Below are 13,928 nucleotides of genomic sequence, written 5' to 3'. Positions count from 1 at the left end.
GGGAACTCACCTTCCCTTAACGTGGATGTCGTCAATGCGCCGTTATGCCCATTGCCTGATCCTGCTGACGATGCCCTTCGCGGCGTCGGCCACAGCAGCACTGGATGACAGCCGCGGCGCCTGTGTGTCCTCCAACGGCGATGCCGCCTCGCAGCGCGCACCGACGGCATCGACCACCACGGCCAAGCCTGCTCCGGCACGCCCGGCGGCCAGCAGCGCCACCAGCACCGGCGGTGGCGGCAGCGATGAGGACATGCTGCAGCGGCTGCGTGCGCCGAAGTGGCACAGCTACCTGCCGGGAATGTTCCGCTGATCAAGTCGTTGCTGCAGTGGCTGCGGCCCGCACCGCGGCCGATCGAAGACGCATACTGGGATGAGGCCTGCCGCCGTGCGGCATGGCTGCAGGGGCTTTCCGACGAACGACGCGCCCGGCTGCGCACGCTGGCGGCGCGCTTCCTGCATGAGAAGACCATCACCCCGATCGGCAACCTGCAGTTGCAAGCCGCCGACGGCGTGCTGCTGGCGGCCCTGTGCTGCCTGCCACTGCTCGAGTTCGGCGAGGTGGGGCTGCAGGGCTGGTCGCAGCTGATCGTGTACCCCGACGCATTCCGCGTGCATCGCAGCCACATGGATGCGGCGGGCGTGCTGCACGAATGGGACGACGAGCTGATCGGCGAATCGTGGGACAGCGGGCCGTTGATCCTGTCCTGGGCCGACGTGCAGGCCGATCTGGCCGCACCGCACGAGGGCTACTGCGTGGCCGTGCACGAGATGGTGCACAAGCTCGATGCGCTCGATGGCGCGATGGACGGCACGCCGCCGCTGCCGCGTGCGTGGCAACGTGAGTGGGCTGCTGTCTTCCAGCAGTCCTACGATGCGTTCTGCGCGCAGGTGGATGCCGGCCAGGAGACGCTGATCGACCCGTATGCCGCCGAAGCACCGGAGGAGTTCTTCGCGGTCGCCAGCGAGTACCACTTCTCCGCCCCGGACGTGCTGGCCGAAGCGCTGCCCGATGTCGCCGCGCATCTGCGGCGCTTCTATGGTGAACCGCCGGCGCTGGGTGGCTGAGCCATGTCATCGGTTCGCCGGGCGTGGCCCGGCGCTGCCTGCATTCGCGTTGACCGGTGGATCGAAGCAGGCCCGCCCTACGGGCCCGGCGGCAGACGCACTTCGAAGCGGGCGCCTTCCAGTTCGCTGGAACGGCCGACCGCCAGTTCGCCGCGGTAATCCTTGATCAGGTCCTGCACGATCGACAGGCCGATGCCGTGGCCCTGCACGCGTTCGTCGCCACGTACGCCACGCTGCAGCACCTTGCCGATATCGTCCGGCGCGATGCCCGGGCCGTCGTCGTCCACGGCCAGCAGCAGGCCGGCGCGGCGTGCATTCGGTGCCGGCAGGGGCTGCGCGGTCAGCAGGACACGGCGCTTGGCCCACTTGAAGGCGTTTTCCAGCAGATTGCCCAGCAGTTCCTGCAGGTCACCCGGCTCGCCATGGAAGCGCGCGGCCGGATCGATGTCGAACTCGCACAGCACGCCCTTGGCCGCATAGACCTTTTCCAGGCCCCGCACGATCTCTTCGGCGTTGGACTCGATCGGCAACGGTGCGGAGAACAGCTTGTGGCCCGACGACGCAGCGCGCGCCAGCTGATATGACACCAGGTTGTTCATGCGTTGCAGCTGCACGTCCAGCTCTTCGCGCAGCGCGCCATCACCGGCACCGCTGTCCATCTGCGTGCGCAGCACCGCGATCGGCGTTTTCAGGCTGTGCGCAAGATCCGCCAGCGTGTTGCGCTGGCGTTCGAGGTTCTCGCGCTCACTCTCGATGAAGGCATTGATGCTGTCGGTCAGCGGTTCCAGCTCGCGCGGGTGGCGCTCGCTCATGCGCTCGGTCTCGCCGCGCTGCACCTTGGTCAGCTCGGTGATCACGCGACGCAGCGGACGCAGGCTCCACTGCAGGATGACCGTCTGCAGCAGCAGCAGGATCAGGCCGATGCCACCCAAGTAGAACCAGACACGGCTGCGGAACACCCGCAGCTGCGCACCGAGCGCGCGCGAGTCTTCCATCACGTAGATGGTGTACGGGAACTCGGTGGCGGGATCGGCATCGGCGTCCCACACCAGGCCCAGGCCGTAGCGGTACACCGAACCCTGGCTGCCGTCGATCTGGATCATCGGCAGCGGGCCTTCGAATACCTCCTGGCGTGGCGCAAGCAGGCCGCCGCCGACGGTGGGCAGCATCGGGCCTTCGGCCGACATTGAATTGCCCTTGCCGTCCGGCATCACCACCTGCAGGTAGAGACCGCTGCCGGGCACGTCGAAGCGCGGGTCCGGTGGCTGCTCGCGGATGTACAGCGAACGATCGCGGGTGAAGTCGATGCCGGCCGCATAGGCGGTGGCGTAGTTCTTCAGGCGCTCACGCAGGTTGGCCTTCGCCGTATCGGCGAAGGCGGCGTCGAGCGCGTAACCGGCCAGGGCCAGGAACGCGACCAGGCCCACGGACGCGGCGAACAGCTGGCGCGCCTGCAGGGAGCGCGGCCGCCAGCGTCGGAAGAACCACAGACGGCCGGACATCGTGCAATCGCCAGGGTGAGCCGGCTCAGCCCTCGTTGCGCGGGATCGCGAAACGGTAGCCGCGGCCGCGCACCGTCTCGATCGGCTTCAGCTCGCCGTCCGGGTCCAGCTTCTTGCGCAGGCGGCCGATGAACACTTCCAGCACGTTCGAGTCGCGGTCGAAGTCCTGCTGGTAGATGTGCTCGGTGAGGTCGGCCTTGGAGACCAGTTCACCGGCATGCATCATCAGGTACTCCAGCACCTTGTACTCGTAGCTGGTCAGGTCGACATTGCTGCCGGAAACGCTGACCGTCTGCGCGGCAAGATCCAGTGCGACCGGGCCGCATTCCAGCGTCGGCTTGCTCCAGCCGGCGGCGCGGCGCAGGAGCGCGTTGACGCGGGCCAGCAGCTCTTCGACGTGGAACGGCTTGACCAGGTAATCGTCGGCGCCCTGCTTCAGGCCCTCGACCTTGTCCTGCCAGCTCGACCGCGCGGTCAGGATCAGCACCGGGAACTTCTTGCCCTCGTCACGCAGCGCCTTGATCAGCTCCATGCCCGACATCTTGGGCAGGCCGAGGTCGATGATGCCGACGTCGAACGGGACTTCGCGCCCCATGTAGAGGCCTTCCTCGCCGTCCTGCGCAGCATCGACGGCAAAGCCTTCGCGCTTGAGCCGGGCTGCCAGGGTCTCACGCAGCGGGGCTTCGTCTTCGACCAGAAGGATACGCATGAACTCTCCCTAGTGTCCTGGGTGTGGCCCGGAGGCCAGTGGGGTACGGGTTGATAGCGACAACTATCCCTGTTCAGGGGTTATCGCCGCGTAGTGAAGACATATCCGACCGCGGCGTGCGCGGCTGTGAACGCGACGGGGCGGGGTCGTCCATGTAGCGGACCCGGCCCCGGTCGTCCATGTACTTGACCCGGTTGATGTCACGACCATCGAACGGCACCCGTTCGGCACCCAGGATGTGGCCACCGGTGGTGCGCTGCACGCGGCGCACGGCATCGGACAGCGAGCGCTCGTCGCCACGGCCACCCCGCTCGCTCCGCTCCATCATCTCCGCCCGGCCGTGTTCCGCACGCGGGGGCTGCTGTGCCATTGCCGACGACAGCGGCGCAGCCGCCAGCACCACGCAGGTGGCCAGGGCAATGCGGCAATGGAGGGGAGCGGAAGACATCGATGCGATCCTAGCCGAGCACGGCGATTCGTTCAAAAGTCGTAAATCCGGGAACCGGGTGCGGGACCCGGTCTTTACAATTCCTTTGCAAATTCTTGGTTTGGGGCAGTGAATCCGATCTGAACTTTTCCGGGCGAACCGCAGGTTTGTTCATATAAGTGAACATTCGGGACGAATCGGCCGGCGTTGTCAAGTCAGGAATGTGACGGACGTCACGCAGCGGCACGGTCAGCGTCGCGCTCGGTGACGGCAAGGGCCTGTTCGACCAATGTCCAGTCGGCGCCTGGACGGTGCGCACCCTCGCTCAATACCTGGCGGAACGCGCGCCCACCGGGCTGCCCATGGAACAGGCCGAGCAGGTGACGGGTGATGTGCTTCAGAGCCATGCCCTCGCCCAGACGGGCCTCGACATACGGGCGCAGCGCGCGCAGCAGGTCCGCGCGCGACCGCAGCGGCGTACCGGTGTGCAGCGCTTCCAGCTGATGCAGCAGATAGGGATCGTGGTACGCGGCCCGGCCCAGCATCACGCCATCGACATGGCCGGCCTGGGCCTGCACGGCTTCGATGCTGGCCAGGCCACCGTTGAGCACCACCGGCAGTGCGGGCCGCTCCTGCTTCAGGCGGTAGGCCCAGTCGTACTTCAGCGGCGGAACCTCACGGTTCTCCTTGGGCGACAGGCCCTTCAGCCAGGCATTGCGCGCGTGCACCACCACCATCGCTGCACCGGCAGCGACCTGGCGGTCGACGAAGCGGGCGAACGCCTCGTACTCGTTGTCCTCATCCACGCCCAGACGGCACTTCACGGTCACCGGGATGTCGACCGCATGGACCATCGCGGCCACGCATTCGGCCACCAGCACCGGCTCGCGCATCAGGCAGGCGCCGAAGCGGCCGGCCTGCACGCGATCGGACGGGCAGCCGCAGTTGAGGTTGACCTCGTCGTAGCCCCAGTCCGCGGCGATGCGCGCGGCCTGCGCCAGCAGGGCCGGATCGCTGCCACCCAGCTGCAGGGCCAGCGGCTGTTCGCTGCGGTCGAAGCCGAGCAGGCGCTCGCGGTCACCATGGATGACCGCGTTGGCGTGCACCATCTCCGTGTACAGCCGCGCCCCGGGAGCCAGCACGCGATGGAACACGCGGCAATGGCGGTCCGTCCAGTCCATCATCGGGGCGACGGACAGGCGCAGGGAATCGGCGTAACGGGCGGTGGCGGACGTCATCGTGGCGTTGATCGTGGAGACTGGCATTGCCAGTGAGATCAATAGTTTACACCGGGTGGCTGAATGGCACCGGAGATCAGCCGATCGGCGGATTCGCCCGCAGCGCCCGCCCTATCCACCCGCGGGTCAGGACCCGACGGTACGTACCAGACCCTCGCCGCGGCGAATCCGCGCACCGGACAGCGCATGGCTCCGCTCTACAATCGGGTCATGGCTACCGATCGCCCCCACTTCTTCGACCCCACCACCGAACAGGGGGTGCTGCGCCTGTCGATTGCCGGTGCGTTGCTGCTGGCGCTGACTGCGGTGGTGTTCGGCCTGCTGGCCAATTCCTCGCTCATCATCTTCGATGGCATCTACGGGCTGATCGATGTGGTGATGACCTGGCTGTCGCTGCTGGTCGCGCGCCTGATCGCGCTGTCGACCAACACCGATGCGCTGCAGTCGCGCCTCAACCAGCGCTTTACCATGGGCTTCTGGCACCTGGAACCGATCGTGCTGGGCGTGAGCGGCACGCTGATGATCGGTGCGGCGCTGTATGCACTGGTCAATGCCGTGGACGCGCTGATGTCCGGCGGCCGCCACATCGCGCTGGGGCCGGCGATGATCTTCGCCGCGCTGTCCCTGCTGGCCGAGGCAGCGCTGGGCGTGTTCGTGCTGCGCGCCAACCGCCGCATCGGTTCGGAGTTCATCGCGCTGGACGCGAAGAACTGGATGATCGCGGCCAGCATGTCGGCCTGTTATCTGGTCGCCTTCCTGGGCGGCGCGCTGGTGCGTGGCACCGCGTGGGACTGGATCGGGCCGTACATCGACCCGGCCATCCTCGCCTTCGTCTGCGTACTGGTGATGATCGCGCCGCTGGGCACGGTGCGGCGGGCATTGGCCGGCATCCTGCTGGTGACCCCACCGGAGCTGCAGGCCCACGTGGACGCCGTGGCGCGCACGATCGTCGCCAGGCATGGCTTCGTCGAACACCGCAGCTATGTGGCGCAGGTGGGACGTGGCGAGCAGATCGAGCTGTTCTTCGTGGTCCAGGCCGATGATCCGCCGCGGCCCCTGCGGGAGTGGGACCAGCTGCGTGACGAGATCGGCGATGCACTGGGCGAAGCCTCGCCGGACCGGTGGCTGACGATCATGTTCACCACCGATCGGGAATGGACGATCTAGACAGGCAGGACGATCGGTCAAATTTCTCAGACGGTCTGTCACCCATCGTCCTTGGAAAGCGGGCAAAGTAGGCTCCAACGCACTACCACCCACTGACCAGGAGCATCCCGATGTCCATCGAAAAGGTTCTGTACACCGCCCAGGCCACCTCCACCGGCGGCCGCGAAGGCCGTTCCGTCTCCTCCGACAACGTGCTCGACATCCAGCTGTCGACCCCGCGCGAGCTGGGCGGCGCGGGCGGCCCGGGCACCAACCCGGAGCAGCTGTTCGCCGCCGGCTACTCGGCCTGCTTCCTGGGCGCGCTGAAGTTCGTGGCCGGCCAGGCCAAGGTCGCGCTGCCGGCCGACACCACCGTGACCGGCAAGGTGGGCATCGGCCAGATCCCGACCGGCTTCGGCATCGAGGCCGAGCTGACCATCAACGTGCCGGGCGTGCCGCGCGAGCAGGTTGAAGCGCTTGTGCAGAAGGCGCACATCGTGTGCCCGTACTCGAATGCCACCCGCGGCAACATCGACGTGACGCTGATCGTCGCCTGAGCGCAAAAAAATGGGCGGATGCCGGTCGAAACCAGGCATCCGCCCATCCCACCCCGGGTGGGCCCCGGCACGCGGCCGGGGACGCATTCGCTTACTTCTCGCTGGTGATGAGCTGTACGACGCTGGAGAAATCCAGCTTGCCGCGCCCGGCCTGGTGATTCATCGAATACAGGTTGCGGGCCACTTCACCCAGCGGGATCGAGGCACCGACACTCATCGCCGCTTCCACTGCCAGGCCCATGTCCTTGAGCATGAGGTCACTGCCGAAGCCGCCGCTGTAGCCACGCGAGGCCGGCGCATTCTCCAGCACGCCCGGCCACGGATTGCACACTTCGGTGGCCCAGCTGCGGCCGGTGCTCACCGCCATCATCTGCGACAGCACCTTCGGGTCCAGACCGTGCGCCACGCCCAGTGCGATGGCCTCGCCGGTGACGGCCATGATCACGCCCAGCGCCATGTTGTTGCACAGCTTGGCCACCTGGCCGGCACCACTGGCGCCAACGTGGAAGATGTTCCTGCCCATCGCCTGCAGCACCGGGCGCGCACGCTCCAGTGCATCCTCCTCACCACCGACGATGAAGGTGAGGGTGCCGGCCTGGGCACCGGCCGTGCCGCCGGAAACCGGCGCATCGATCATCTGCAGGCCGCGTGCGGCCGCCGCTTCGGACACCTTGCGGGCGCTGGCCGGAGCGATCGTGCTGCAATCGATGACCAGCGCGCCGGCCGGAATCGCGGCGAGAATGCCGTCATCGCCCAGGTACAGGCCTTCGACGTGGCGACTGGCCGGCAGCATCGAGATCACCACCTCGGCGTCGGCCAGGGTGTCACGTGCTGACGACGCGGCACCGGCACCGGCGTCGACGGCGGCCTGCACGGCGGCCGGCACCAGATCGAACACGCGCACGGTGTGGCCGTTCTTGACCAGATTGGCGGCCATCGGGCCACCCATGTTGCCCAACCCAATGAATGCAATGCGGCTCATGCCAGGCTCCTTTCAGCGGCAGGGGTACCCAGGTCGGCCAGCGGATGCGCGGCATCGGCCCAGGGCGAAGCGAAGAACGTATCGGCCCACAGGGCGCTGGCTTCGGCCAGCGTGGCCGGGTTCCACGACGGCGTGCGGTCCTTGTCGATCAGCAGCGCACGGATGCCTTCGGCGAAATCGCCGTGGGCAGCGCAGTGCAGGGCGACGATGTATTCCAGGCGGTAGACCGCAGCCAGATCCTGGCCCGCACTGCGGCGCTGCAGCTCGAACGCCAGCCGCGCCGAACCGGGCGCGCCGGCCGCGAGGGTCTTCTGGGCGGCCTGCAGCCAGGCATCCTCGGTCTGCAGGTGGGCGATGCCTTCGACGATGGCATCGAGGTCATCGCCGTCGCACAGTGCGTCGACCTTCGCCGCGTTGGCCAGCAGCGGACCGGTCGCGGCATCGCTGGCATACGATTGCAGCAGGTGGCCCAGGCGCTCGTGGTTGCTCGCGGCGTCGCGCGACCAGGCCACCTGCAGCAGTGCATCGAACACATCGCTGCGGCGCGCTTCGGCCACGTGCACGTCGGCCAGGCCGGCATAGATCGCATCGCCCGGGTTGAGCAGTGCACCGGTCAAGGCCAGGAACAGGCCACCCTTGCCCGGCACGCGCGGCAGCAGCCAGCTGCCACCCACGTCCGGGAACAGACCGACGGTGATCTCCGGGAACGCGAGCTTGGAGCGCTCGCTGACCACGCGGTGGCTGGCACCGGACATCAGGCCGATGCCCCCTCCCATGACGATGCCATGGCCCCAGCACAGGATCGGCTTGGCATAGGTGTGGATGAGGTAATCCACGCGGTACTCGACGTCGAAGAACTCGGCCGCGTAGTCGTTGTCGCGGATATCGCTGCGGCCGGCCTCGCGGAATGCACGCATGCTCTGGTACAGGCTGTGCAGGTCACCGCCGGCGCAGAACGCCTTTTCACCGGCGCCCTGCAGCACCACCATCGCGATGCCGTCGTCGTCGGCCCAGGCATTGAGCTGCTTCAGCAGCAGGTGCGCCATCGGCAGCGAGAAGCCATTGAGCGTGCGCGGCGCGTTCAGCGTGGCGATGCCGATGCGCGCGCCATTGCCGGCCACGCGCTCTTCGAACAGGACCGGCGCTTCGTCGGCGACCGTGGTCATGCGTTCTTCCACCGCGCGGCGCGCTTTTCCAGGAAGGCGTTCACGCCCTCGACCTGGTCGGCGGTATCGAACAGATCGACGAAGGCCTCGCGTTCGGCCACCAGCGCCGAGGCGTGGGTGCCGGTGCGGGTGGACTGCACCAGCGTCTTGCAGGCCGCGATGCTGGTCGGGCTCTGCTTGCCGGCCTTCTTCGCCCATTCCAGCGCCAGCGCCTTGGACTCGCCCTTGCCGACCTTCTCCTCGGCCAGGCCGATGCGCAGCGCGGTCTCGGCATTGATGCGCTCGCCCAGCAGGATCATGCGCTTGGCCCAGCCCTCGCCCACCAGCCGTGGCAGGTTCTGGGTACCACCGGCGCACGGCAGCAGGCCGACGGTGGCCTCCGGCAGCGCGACCTGGGCGTGGTCTTCGATGATGCGCAGGTCGCAGGCCAGCGCGCATTCCAGCCCGCCGCCCATCGCATAGCCGTTGATTGCGGCGATCGACACGCCGCGGAAGCCGGACAGCGCCTCGAAGGCTTCGCCGAAGCGGCGTGCGGCCTCGCGCGCGGCGGCCTTGTCGCCGGAGGCGAACTGGTTCAGATCTGCGCCGGCGGAGAAGAACTTTTCGCCGTCACCGGTAATCACCAGCGCGTAGATGTCGCGGTCCGCATTGAGCGCAGCCACCAGGTCGCGCAGCGCGGACAGGCTGTGCACGGTCCAGGTATGCGCCGGCGGGTTGTGCAGGGTGACCACGGCGGTGTGGCCATCGGCCTCGACCTTCAGGCCCACGTGCTCCTGGGTACGCCAATCCTTCATCGCAGTTCCTCTTCGGTGTTGAGCAGGTGACGGGCAACGATCACCCGCATGATCTCGTTGGTGCCTTCCAAGATCTGGTGCACGCGGCAGTCACGCAGCAGGCGTTCGATCGGGTATTCGCGGATGTAGCCGTAGCCGCCGTGGATCTGCAGCGCTTCGTTGCAGACAGTGAAACCGGCATCGGTGGCGAAGCGCTTGGCCATTGCGCACCACACGTTGGCGTCGCTGGCGCCGGCATCGAGCTTGCGCGCGGCGGTATGCACCATCTGCCGGGCGGCCACCAGCTGGGTGACCATGTCGGCCAACTTGAACTGCAGTGCCTGGAACTCGGCCAGCGCCTTGCCGAACTGGCGACGCTCGCCCATGTAGCGGCGTGCGGCATCCAGCGCGCCCTGCGCGGCACCCAGCGAACAGGCGGCGATGTTGATGCGGCCGCCATCGAGTCCCTTCATCGCCAGCTTGAAGCCACCGCCTTCCTCTCCCAGAAGGTGGCTGACCGGCACGCGGACGTTCTCGAAGGTGATGCCCCGGGTGGGCTGGCTGTTCCAGCCCATCTTCTCTTCCTTGCGGCCGAAGCTGATGCCCGGCAGATCCGACGGCACCGCGATGGCGCTGACGCCGCCGGCACCGGCACCGCCGGTGCGCGCCATCACCACCAGCAGTTCGGTGGCGCCGGCGCCGGAGATGAAGGCCTTGGCGCCGTTCAGCACGAAGTGGTCGCCATCGCGCACGGCGGTGGTTTTCAGCGAGGCGGCATCGGAACCGGCGCCCGGTTCGGTCAGGCAGTACGAGGCCAGCTTGATGCCCGCCGCCAGATCGTTGCCCCACGCGTCGCGCAGTGCCGGCTGACCCCACTTGGACACCATCCACGAGGCCATGTTGTGGATACTGATGTAGGCCGCCGTCGAGGGGTCGACACTGGCGAGCTCCTCGATGACGACGGCGGCGTCCAGCCGGCTCAGGCCGCTGCCGCCCACTTCCGGGTCCATGTACAGACCGCAGAAGCCCAGTTCACCGGCCTTGGCGATCGCCTCGCGCGGAAAGATGCCCTCCGCATCCCATCGCGCGGCGTGCGGCGCCAGTTCGGCCAGTGCGAAGTCGCGGGCGGCCTCGCGGTAGGCCTGCTGCGCTTCTTCCAGTTCCGTCGTCATCGAGTGGCTCATGGCTGCTCCTGCCGTTACTTCAGGCTGATCGTGGTGTTGACGCCGTGGCTCAGCGTCTCGTCATCGAACCAGCGCGCGGTGACGGTCTTGGTCTGGGTGTAGAACAGCACCACCTGCTTGCCGTACGGGCCCAGGTCACCCAGCTTGGAGGCGCGCGAACCGGTGAAGGAGAACAGCGGCACCGGCACCGGGATCGGCACGTTGATGCCGACCTGGCCGACGTCGATGTCTTCCTGGAACCTGCGCGCGGCGGCGCCGGACTGGGTGAAGAGTGCGGTGCCGTTGCCGTTCGGGTTGCTGTTGACCATCGCGATGGCGTCTTCCAGCGTTTCCGCTTCCAGGATCACCAGCACCGGCCCGAAGATTTCTTCCTGGTAGATGCGCATGTCGGTGGTGACACCGGCAAAGATGGTCGGGCCGACGAAGTTGCCCTTCTCGAAGCCATCGACCTGCGGATTGCGGCCATCGAGCACCAGCTGCGCGCCCTGCTCCACGCCCGAGGCGATCAGGCCTTCCACGCGCTCGCGCGCGCTGCAGGAAATCACCGGGCCGACATCGGTACCGGACACGGTGCCACCGCTGACCTTCAGGGTCTTGGCCTTGGCCACCAGATCCTGCACCCAGCCGCGCGCTTCACCCACCAGCACCAGCGTAGAGGCCGCCATGCAGCGCTGGCCGGCGGCACCGAAGGCGGCACCGACCATCGCATTGAGGGTCTGCTCCTTGTTGGCATCCGGCAGCACCACGGCGTGGTTCTTGGCGCCCATCATGCACTGCACGCGCTTGCCGGCCAGCGACGCACGGTTGTACACGTGGGTACCCACGCGGGTGGAACCCACGAAGGAGACCGCCTTGATGTCCGGGTGGTCGCAGATCGCGTTGACCACTTCCTCGCCACCGTGGACCACATTCAGCACGCCCTTCGGAATGCCGGCTTCCAGCGCCAGTTCAACCAGGCGCATGGTGACCATCGGGTCCTGCTCGGACGGCTTGAGAATGAAGGTGTTGCCGGTGGCGATGGCCATCGGGAACATCCACAGCGGAATCATCGCCGGGAAGTTGAACGGGGTGATGCCGGCGCACACGCCCAGCGGCTGCATGATCGTGTAGGTATCCACGCCATTGGCCACGTTGTTGGCCAGCTCGCCCAGCTGCAGGTTGCCGATGGCGGCGGCGTGCTCGACCACTTCCAGGCCGCGGAACACATCGCCTTCGGCATCCGGCAGGGTCTTGCCCTGTTCGGCGGTGAGGATGTGCGCCAGCTCGCTCATGTTCTCGCGGATCAGCTGCTGGTACTTCAGGAAGATGCGCGCACGGGTGCCGATCGGGGTCTTGCGCCAGGTCTTGAACGCTTCCTTGGCGGCGGCCACGGCAGCGTCCACTTCAGCGGTGGTGGCGAACGGGACCTGGGCCAGCACGTCCTGGGTGGCCGGGTTGATCACGTCCTGCCAGTGGGAGGTCGCCGATTCGACGAACTGGCCATCGATCAGCATGCGGATACGGGGCGCTGCAACAGTCATGACGACATCCAGGGGTGCGAAAGATGCTTGGCATTATTCACAGCCGCCACCTCGATTTCCGGCCTGAATCCGCTTAATCTGGCCAACACCCCTCACGATTCCTGTTAATTTTGTGAATCTGCCGTCTTCACAGCGCCAGCTGGGCCTGCGCCTGCTGCGCCTGCGCGAGCAGCGCGGCTACAGCCAGATCGACCTGGCCCGCGCCCTGGGCCTGTCTGCCAGCTACCTGAACCAGATCGAGCGCAACAAGCGCCCGTTGACGCCCGCCGTGCAGAAGAAGCTGGGGGAGGTGTTGGGCGACGTTTCCGCCCTGTTCGACGAGGATGAACCCGCGGCATTGCAGGAATCATTGGCCGAAACCCTGCGGGACCTGGGGCTGGCCGACGTCAGTGCCACCGAGCTGCGGGCACTGGCCGGCAACCTGCCGCAGGTGAGCCGGGCGCTGCTGGACCTGCATCGCCGCCACCTGGCGTTGCGGGAACATGCCGCCGCACTGGAGTTCCAGCTGGGCGAACCCGGTGCCGGCAGCACCCTGCCGGCGGGCGACCAGGTGCGCGAGTTCTTCAACCGCATGCACAACCACATCCCAGAGCTGGATGAGCTGGCCGAGCGGTTGTTTGCCGAATGGGGACTGTCGCCGGGGCACGTCGCCCCGCGCCTGCGCCAGTTGCTGGCCGATCGCCACGGCGTGCTGGTGGAAGTGACTGCCTTGCAGGCCGGGCGCGAGAAGCGCCACTACGATGCCGGTGCCCGCCGGCTGTGGCTGCCGGACTACCTGGAGCCGGGCCAGCAGGCCTTCCAGATGGCCGCCGAACTGGCACTGCATGGCTACCTGCCGCAGATCGATGCGGTGATTGCCCGCGCCGGATTCAGCGACGAGGCGCGCATCGCGCAGGCGCGCATCGGCCTGTCGAACTATTTCGCCGGGGCCCTGGTAATGCCCTACCTGCGCTTCCTGCGTGCGGCCGAAGCCAGCAGCTACGACATCGAGCTGCTGGCGCACCAGTTCGGTGTCGGCTTCGAAGCGGTCTGCCACCGGCTGAGCACGCTGGCCCGCCGCAGCGCGCCCGGCCTGCCGTTCTTCTTCATCCGTGTGGACCGCGCCGGCAACGTCTCCAAGCGTCACTCGGCCACCGACTTCCACTTCTCGCAGGTGGGTGGCTCATGCCCGCTGTGGATCGTCTACGAGGCGTTCAACCAGCCCGGCCGCATCCTGACCCAGACCGCGCGCATGCCCGATGGGCGGCGCCACTTCTGGCTGGCCCGGCAGGTCAGCAGCGGCCCGGTTGGTCACGGCCAACCACGCAAGACCTTCGCAGTAGCGCTGGGCTGCGACCTGCAGCATGCCGAGCGGCTGGTGTATTCGCTGGGGCTGGATGTGCAGAGCCCCGGCAATTCGGTGTCGATCGGCCCGGGTTGCCGGGTGTGCCCGCGCGAGGACTGCATGCAGCGCGCGTTCGCGCAGCTGCCGGGGCGATAGGGTTGGCTCGGCAGGGCTGCGCCCTGCACCTGCACAGGCCTAAGCAACGGCAACGGCAAAAGCTGGCATTCCGTGGGATGGCGGGGGGGGGGGGGGGGGGGGGGGGGGGGGGGGGGGGCGGGGGGGGAGGGGGCGGGGGGGCCGCCCCCGGCGCCGGCCCCCCCCCCCCCCCCCCC

14 protein-coding genes are annotated in these 13,928 nt (G+C 67.6%); 5 read left to right on the top strand and 9 right to left on the bottom strand.

Translation table 11 applies throughout. From position 1 onward, the window contains the following. The first annotated feature begins 34 nt into the window (after nucleotides 1-34). Nucleotides 35-313 carry a hypothetical protein gene (locus ACVOME_RS10565; RefSeq protein ID WP_053520154.1) on the top strand — a complete coding sequence of 93 codons (279 nt, stop codon included), beginning with the start codon at nucleotides 35-37 and terminating at the stop codon, nucleotides 311-313. Continuing rightward, nucleotides 280-1,068: a M90 family metallopeptidase gene (locus tag ACVOME_RS10560; RefSeq protein ID WP_262218890.1), complete on the top strand. Its 789-nt coding sequence runs from the start codon at nucleotides 280-282 to the stop codon at nucleotides 1,066-1,068. Before ACVOME_RS10565 ends, ACVOME_RS10560 begins: the two co-directional genes overlap by 34 nt. A 77-nt stretch (nucleotides 1,069-1,145) precedes the next feature. Here ACVOME_RS10560 and ACVOME_RS10555 read toward each other — a convergent pair whose 3' ends face one another. The 4 genes from ACVOME_RS10555 to dusA form a co-directional block, all read right to left on the bottom strand. Next, nucleotides 1,146-2,570, bottom strand: coding sequence for an ATP-binding protein (locus ACVOME_RS10555; RefSeq protein ID WP_065174201.1), 1,425 nt, complete (start codon nucleotides 2,568-2,570; stop codon nucleotides 1,146-1,148). Between the two features lie 25 nt (nucleotides 2,571-2,595). Then, a complete protein-coding gene (locus tag ACVOME_RS10550; protein ID WP_053520384.1) occupies nucleotides 2,596-3,279 on the bottom strand; it encodes a response regulator transcription factor in 684 nt (227 codons plus the stop codon). A 73-nt stretch (nucleotides 3,280-3,352) separates the two neighbouring features. Then, complete coding sequence (locus tag ACVOME_RS10545; RefSeq protein WP_053520383.1) at nucleotides 3,353-3,727, bottom strand: hypothetical protein; 375 nt, start codon at nucleotides 3,725-3,727, stop codon at nucleotides 3,353-3,355. A 212-nt stretch (nucleotides 3,728-3,939) separates the two neighbouring features. Further along, complete coding sequence (gene dusA, locus ACVOME_RS10540; RefSeq protein ID WP_481505069.1) at nucleotides 3,940-4,971, bottom strand: tRNA dihydrouridine(20/20a) synthase DusA; 1,032 nt, start codon at nucleotides 4,969-4,971, stop codon at nucleotides 3,940-3,942. 159 nt (nucleotides 4,972-5,130) lie between these two features. Between dusA and ACVOME_RS10535 the strand changes: the two genes are divergently transcribed. Then, nucleotides 5,131-6,111, top strand: coding sequence for a cation diffusion facilitator family transporter (locus ACVOME_RS10535; RefSeq protein ID WP_262218888.1), 981 nt, complete (start codon nucleotides 5,131-5,133; stop codon nucleotides 6,109-6,111). A 110-nt stretch (nucleotides 6,112-6,221) separates the two neighbouring features. Next, nucleotides 6,222-6,647: an organic hydroperoxide resistance protein gene (locus ACVOME_RS10530; RefSeq protein ID WP_049464150.1), complete on the top strand. Its 426-nt coding sequence runs from the start codon at nucleotides 6,222-6,224 to the stop codon at nucleotides 6,645-6,647. Nucleotides 6,648-6,738: 91 nt separating this feature from the next. Here ACVOME_RS10530 and mmsB read toward each other — a convergent pair whose 3' ends face one another. From mmsB to ACVOME_RS10505, 5 genes are read right to left on the bottom strand one after another with little or no spacing between them, the layout of a single operon-like run. Continuing rightward, complete coding sequence (mmsB, locus tag ACVOME_RS10525) at nucleotides 6,739-7,629, bottom strand: 3-hydroxyisobutyrate dehydrogenase (protein ID WP_065174196.1); 891 nt, start codon at nucleotides 7,627-7,629, stop codon at nucleotides 6,739-6,741. Then, nucleotides 7,626-8,795, bottom strand: a complete 1,170-nt coding sequence (locus ACVOME_RS10520; protein WP_065174195.1) for an enoyl-CoA hydratase/isomerase family protein — start codon at nucleotides 8,793-8,795, stop codon at nucleotides 7,626-7,628. Before ACVOME_RS10520 ends, mmsB begins: the two co-directional genes overlap by 4 nt. Then, nucleotides 8,792-9,589, bottom strand: coding sequence for an enoyl-CoA hydratase (locus ACVOME_RS10515; RefSeq protein ID WP_481505068.1), 798 nt, complete (start codon nucleotides 9,587-9,589; stop codon nucleotides 8,792-8,794). The genes ACVOME_RS10520 and ACVOME_RS10515 overlap by 4 nt, the downstream gene beginning before the upstream one ends. Beyond that, nucleotides 9,586-10,740: an acyl-CoA dehydrogenase family protein gene (locus tag ACVOME_RS10510; protein ID WP_440210885.1), complete on the bottom strand. Its 1,155-nt coding sequence runs from the start codon at nucleotides 10,738-10,740 to the stop codon at nucleotides 9,586-9,588. Before ACVOME_RS10510 ends, ACVOME_RS10515 begins: the two co-directional genes overlap by 4 nt. A 26-nt stretch (nucleotides 10,741-10,766) precedes the next feature. Next, nucleotides 10,767-12,272, bottom strand: coding sequence for a CoA-acylating methylmalonate-semialdehyde dehydrogenase (locus tag ACVOME_RS10505; protein WP_053520140.1), 1,506 nt, complete (start codon nucleotides 12,270-12,272; stop codon nucleotides 10,767-10,769). A 118-nt stretch (nucleotides 12,273-12,390) separates the two neighbouring features. On the opposite strand from ACVOME_RS10505, the gene ACVOME_RS10500 reads away from it, so the two are divergent. Continuing rightward, nucleotides 12,391-13,752 carry a helix-turn-helix domain-containing protein gene (locus ACVOME_RS10500; protein ID WP_219631758.1) on the top strand — a complete coding sequence of 454 codons (1,362 nt, stop codon included), beginning with the start codon at nucleotides 12,391-12,393 and terminating at the stop codon, nucleotides 13,750-13,752. The last annotated feature ends 176 nt before the right edge of the window (nucleotides 13,753-13,928 follow it).

This window comes from Stenotrophomonas sp. STEN008, assembly GCF_056760435.1.
The sequence above is the reverse complement of the archived record's forward strand: the minus strand, read 5'-3'. Positions and strand labels throughout refer to the sequence as shown.

Bases quoted from the DNA above. Each gene is read 5' to 3' on its own strand.
- ACVOME_RS10505 (WP_053520140.1), bottom strand. From the start codon at position 12,272: ATGACTGTTGCAGCGCCCCGTATCCGCATGCTGATCGATGGCCAGTTC.
- ACVOME_RS10535 (WP_262218888.1), top strand. From the start codon at position 5,131: ATGGCTCCGCTCTACAATCGGGTCATGGCTACCGATCGCCCCCACTTC.
- ACVOME_RS10520 (WP_065174195.1), bottom strand. From the start codon at position 8,795: ATGACCACGGTCGCCGACGAAGCGCCGGTCCTGTTCGAAGAGCGCGTG.
- ACVOME_RS10510 (WP_440210885.1), bottom strand. From the start codon at position 10,740: ATGACGACGGAACTGGAAGAAGCGCAGCAGGCCTACCGCGAGGCCGCC.
- ACVOME_RS10565 (WP_053520154.1), top strand. From the start codon at position 35: ATGCGCCGTTATGCCCATTGCCTGATCCTGCTGACGATGCCCTTCGCG.
- dusA (WP_481505069.1), bottom strand. From the start codon at position 4,971: ATGCCAGTCTCCACGATCAACGCCACGATGACGTCCGCCACCGCCCGT.
- ACVOME_RS10550 (WP_053520384.1), bottom strand. From the start codon at position 3,279: ATGCGTATCCTTCTGGTCGAAGACGAAGCCCCGCTGCGTGAGACCCTG.
- ACVOME_RS10530 (WP_049464150.1), top strand. From the start codon at position 6,222: ATGTCCATCGAAAAGGTTCTGTACACCGCCCAGGCCACCTCCACCGGC.
- mmsB (WP_065174196.1), bottom strand. From the start codon at position 7,629: ATGAGCCGCATTGCATTCATTGGGTTGGGCAACATGGGTGGCCCGATG.
- ACVOME_RS10555 (WP_065174201.1), bottom strand. From the start codon at position 2,570: ATGTCCGGCCGTCTGTGGTTCTTCCGACGCTGGCGGCCGCGCTCCCTG.
- ACVOME_RS10545 (WP_053520383.1), bottom strand. From the start codon at position 3,727: ATGTCTTCCGCTCCCCTCCATTGCCGCATTGCCCTGGCCACCTGCGTG.
- ACVOME_RS10515 (WP_481505068.1), bottom strand. From the start codon at position 9,589: ATGAAGGATTGGCGTACCCAGGAGCACGTGGGCCTGAAGGTCGAGGCC.